The organism is Pedobacter sp. 01N416 (assembly GCF_056399685.1).
Genome location: NZ_JBFTRT010000356.1, coordinates 1 through 5,254 on the forward strand (window position 1 = coordinate 1; position 5,254 = coordinate 5,254).

Annotated in this window: 2 protein-coding genes and 2 pseudogenes; 2 read left to right on the forward strand and 2 right to left on the reverse strand. The window is 39.8% G+C overall.

Annotated elements, in window-relative coordinates:
* Nucleotides 1–26 precede the first annotated feature (26 nt).
* Nucleotides 27–1,892 (forward strand): annotated as a pseudogene (locus AC1DND_RS18555) (glycoside hydrolase domain-containing protein); the annotation flags it as partial.
* A 254-nt stretch (nt 1,893–2,146) separates the two neighbouring features.
* Here AC1DND_RS18555 and AC1DND_RS18560 read toward each other — a convergent pair.
* Together AC1DND_RS18560 and AC1DND_RS18565 are read right to left on the reverse strand one after the other, a co-directional pair.
* Complete coding sequence (locus AC1DND_RS18560; protein ID WP_477583880.1) at nt 2,147–2,779, reverse strand: gluconate 2-dehydrogenase subunit 3 family protein; 633 nt, start codon at nt 2,777–2,779, stop codon at nt 2,147–2,149.
* 11 nt (nt 2,780–2,790) lie between these two features.
* Entirely contained in the window at nt 2,791–4,527 is a 1,737-nt protein-coding gene (locus tag AC1DND_RS18565; RefSeq protein WP_477583882.1) for a GMC family oxidoreductase, read from the reverse strand.
* Between the two features lie 250 nt (nt 4,528–4,777).
* Here AC1DND_RS18565 and AC1DND_RS18570 point away from each other — a divergent pair.
* Nucleotides 4,778–5,254: pseudogene (locus AC1DND_RS18570) on the forward strand (class I SAM-dependent methyltransferase); the annotation flags it as partial.

Consider the following 5,254-nt stretch of genomic DNA (forward strand, 5'->3'; position numbering starts at 1 on the left):
GTTGATGGGAATGTGTTGATGGGAATGTAATCTCGCTTTTAGGTAGAAAGTTCGAAATTAATACCGATGGTTTTCCTAAGCAGATTCAAACGCTCTTTAATGCAGAGATGACGGCTTATAGCGAAAAACCTAATAATATCCTTGCAGAACCTATCCACTTTCACTTTTTTAATACGCCAAAAACGCAGGAGAAATTTGTACCTAGTAATTTTCAGATCACCAGTAAAGAAGCTGGAACCGTAAAGTGGACGGCCACCAATACTTCTGAAAACCTGAGAATGGATTTAGAAGGTGCTTTAGAGTTTGATGGCTATGTACATTATGTAGTTAAGGTAACCGCGTTAATGGATGTTGAATTTAGTAATGTCGATTTTCATATCCCATTTGATAAGGGCTCTACTAAATATTTGATGGGCCTAGGTGAAAAAGGTGGTGTTAGACCAGATACTGTAAAATGGAAATGGGATGTAGCGAGTAAAAACCAGGATGCCGTTTGGATCGGGAACGTAAATGCAGGCCTGTATTACAACTTAAGAGATGAAAACTATGTTCGCCCGCTTAATACTAATTTCTATCTTCAAAAGCCCTTATTATTGCCTAAATCGTGGGGTAATGGTAATAAAGGCGGCATCCAGATTAATGTTAAAGGAAGTTCGATGCTTGCCGACAATTTTACTGGTGCTAGAAGCATGAAAAAGGGTGATGTGTTATACTACAATTTCAATTTACTGATCACACCTTTCCATTTACTTAACACCGATTTTCAATGGGACAATCGTTTTTACCATAAATATGGCGATTTAGATACGATCAAAGCTAAAGGTGCAACGGTGGTGAACATTCACCATGCCACGCCGATCAACCCTTGGATCAATTATCCATTTATCGAATGGAAAAAGATGAAAGATTATATCGGTAAAGCACACTCAAAAGGATTAAAAGTTAAAATTTATAATACGGTTCGCGAACTTTCTAACCATGCATATGAGTGGCCGGCTTTAAGGAGTTTAGGTACTGAAGTATACTCTCCTGGTAAAGGAGGAGGCTTTAGCTGGCTACAGGAACATTTAGATTCCAATTATATTGCTGCCTGGTTTGTTCCTGAAATAAAAGACGCGGCCGTAATTAACAGCGGAATGAACCGTTGGCACAACTATTACGTAGAAGGAATGAATTGGTTGGTAAACAACGTTGGGATTGATGGTGTATACTTGGATGATGTGGCATTTGACCGTGTAACCATGAAGCGTATAAAACGTGTATTGACACAGGATAACCACCCGGGGATTATCGACTTGCACTCTGCGAATCAATACAATAAAAGTGATGGCTTTAACAATAGTGCCATTTTATACCTGGAACATTTCCCTTATTTAAACCGTTTATGGTTTGGCGAATATTTCGATTACCAAAAAAACAATCCCGATTTCTTTTTAACAGAGGTAAGCGGAATACCTTTTGGATTAATGGGAGAGATGTTACAGGATGATGGAAACCCTTGGCGTGGTATGATTTATGGCATGACAAGCCGCTTGGGATGGTCTGACAAAAGTGACCCAAAACCATTATGGAAAGCCTGGGATAATTTCGGCATAAAAGGATCTGAGATGATCGGTTACTGGAGCGAAAACTGTCCGGTTAAAACCGATAACCCTAAAGTATTGGCAACTGTTTATAAACAAAAAGGTAAAACAATGATTTCATTGGCAAGTTGGGCAGAAGCAGATATAAAGGTTAATTTAACTATCGATTGGGCGAAGCTGGGGTTAGATGCCGGGAAAGTAAAAATAGCAGCTCCTGCAATTGACAAGTTTCAAACTTCGGGAAGTTATCCTGATGGAAAATTTATTCCTGTTGAAAAAGGAAAAGGTTTGATTTTGATTGTAGAGTAATATTTTATTGGCCGTCACCCTGAACTTGTTTCAGGGTCTTTATTACAATAAATAAAAGAAGTCAAGTTTTTTAAACTTGACTTCTTTGGTATAAGATTATATTTTCCATGTACTGTGGTTCGGAATCTTCACAAACCGCGTAATTCACAACGGTCGTCATTGCGAGGAGGAACGACGAAGCAATCTTACAACGATCGCTACTAGCTGGCGCATTAAGACTGCTTCGTGCCTCGCAAAGATGATTTTTTTTGCAATTATACTTTCACATTCTCCATTCCGTACTGTTTCAGTACATCTGCTGGAACACCAGCCCACTGGTTTGGCGCATTGCCTACATAACCAATATCTTTTACACCAATTTCTGTAGTGTAAAAACCTGATGCTGTTAAGTTTCTCATTCTATTGAAAAAAGTTACACCCGCCTGCATTTCCGGTCTGGCTTTTTTAGGGTATGCAATTTCATCTACAATCGAAATTTGTTGATCCTTTGATGCCTCAACAAATGATTTTTGGAATTTATTAAAGCTATATACATCCAGCCATTTCAGGCCGCCACGCATCGGTACTTTATGTTCAGGAATATCTTTTACAATAAATTCGATAAATTCTGGCACTTTAGCATCAGATGCACTGCCCGATACATCATCTTTAGGAATAATAATGTCGGCAAGAACTGTAATGGTAGCCATTTCATGTTTAGTGAAAAAGGTTTCAGCTTTTAATTTCTTATCACGGTCTATTTCCCATTGTTCTCTTCCGGCTTCCTTTGCGGTTTCTTCAGGTGCGGCTACTTCTGTTTTTGTTTCAGGTTGTTTACAGGCCTCTAACAATACCGCAGTACTAACAGCTGTTAAACCTAATGCTTTTATGGAATCACGTCTATTCATATGGTAATTCTTTAAATGTTTTGTTTTTTCTTTTGAGCTAAAATATATTCGGCTGTACGCATCGAAAGCGCTAAAATCGTCCAGGTGGCATTTTTATCACCTTGTTGAACAAACGGACCCGCATCAACCACAAATAGGTTTTTACAGTCGTGTGCCTGGCAATATTTATTCAAAGCCGATTTTTTAGGATCGTCGCCCATGCGGATGGTTCCAACTTCGTGAATAATTTTTCCGGGGTTGAGTAAACCGTAATTGGTATCTGCGCCCTGAATTTCGGAAGTAACCACCGCACCCATTTCTTTCATTATCGAAAGGAAAGTTTCTTGCATGTGTTTTGCTTGTAGGATTTCATCTTTGTCCCATTTGTAGTTAAACCTTAAAACCGGAATACCATATTTATCCACCGTGTTCGGATCAATTTCGCAGTAGTTGGCTTCTCTGGCAATTGCTGTTCCACGACCAGCCATGCCAACACCAGTTCCATAGAAACGGCGATAATCATCCTTTAACGATTTTCCATAACCTCCCGCTTCTTTCATTTTTCCATCTCTGCCAGGTACCATTCCATTCATTTGGGCTACACCGCCGCCAAAGCCATATGCAGGCATACCCATGCCACCCCAATATTCGATATGGTAACCACGCGGGAAGTTTAGTTTACGATTATCTAACCACCAGGGCGAATAGATGTGCACACTGCCCAAACCATCTTCATTGTAACGTTTTCTGTCCATTAACTGTGGAAGAAAGCCCGAAACACTTGCTCCGGTAGAATCGTGCAGGTATTTTCCAACCACGCCACTACTATTGGCCAGGCCATTTGGGTGAGAAGCTGATTTTGAATTTAATAATATACGGGCCGATTCACAGGCACTGGCACCTAAAATAACCAGTTTGCCATTTACCTGGTATTCTTGCAGGTCTTTACGGTTTACGTAAGAAACTCCTTTTGCAGTACCGTCTTTATCGGTGATTACTTCGCGTACCATGGCATCGGTAATTACAGTAAGGTTTCCTGTTTTTACTGCAGGATTCACCAAACATGACGATGATGAAAAATCACCATACACTTTACAGCTTCTTCCGCACTGACCACAGTAGAAACAAGGTGCACGGTCGTTGTTATTAGGTAAGGCTTCGGTAAGTACAGACCCACGGCCGGTAATTACTTTTACACCCGCTTTTTCTGCACCTTTTTTGATGAAAAGTTCGTTTAATCTTGGTTTTGGCGGTTTCATAAAGATTCCGTCTGGCTCATTCTCTAAACCTTCTGCCGTTCCATAAATACCGATCATACGGTCAACTTTATCGTAGAACGGTTTTACATCTGCGTAAGTAATAGGCCAGGCATCGGTTAAACCATCTTTAGGTTTAAAATCGTCCGGACCCATCCGTAAAGAAATTCGTCCCCAGTGATTGGTACGGCCACCGAGCATCCGCGAACGGAACCATTCGAATTCGCTTTTGTTTTTCTGGGTATAAGGTTCGCCTTCTAATTCCCATCCTCCATACGAAGCATCAAAATCACCAAATGGACGCGTTGTACTTGCACCACGACGGGGAGATTCCCAAGGCCATTTTAATTGATGTGAATCTAATCGCGGATCGAAATTTTGACCAGCTTCGAGCATTAAAACCTTTTGACCTGCATGTGCCAGAACATATGCAGCCATTCCACCGCCCGCACCTGAGCCAACAACAATGGCATCATAAACGGTAGGCGATTTTTTTATCTGAAAGTCACTCATGAATTGTGGTTAGCTATTTTTATATAATCTAATCTAAAGCTTAATTTTTTGAAATAAAAGTGTTCGGCTATTTTGGAATCAATATAGATAATATTGCCCATGCATATTTCTAAATCGTATTACGTCAGCGCTGGATTAGCCGTTTTTAATCAAATAAATCTTAAAATGGTCGCTCTATTGTTACATTATCACGGATATGTTCTGCTCCGGATAAACTTGATTATCTTTGTTGTTAAAATTATCGATGCCAGTGTTAGAATATATAGAACAATTTACCATAGCTTTAAAAGAAAGCCTAAATACAGCAAGTTTTGTAAAGGTATCTTTAGGGAACTATAAAGGAGAAGAGGAAGCATTAAAGCAGATTCTTATCCGCAAAGTGGTGATTAAACGTGAAGATAAACTGGCCTTTACTTATCGCTATAAAACCCGCGATGTGGTGAAAAACTATGCAGTTGATGAAGCAATAGGCTTGATTATCGATTATCTTGAAAAAGGTTTTAAAATCGGTACTTTGTTTACCACCGAAAAGGATCTGATTTTGGAGGAACTGAACAATGGCAAGATTGTTTTTAGGGAAAGCAAAGCATCAAGTTCAGCAGCGCCATCGGTCAACCACGATAAAGAAAAAGCCAGGTTGATTAAACCAGAGGCGAAGTCTTATTTAACGGAATTGAAAATCACCGATGCAGAAGGGAAGGTTTTCAAAAATGCGCAGGATAAATTC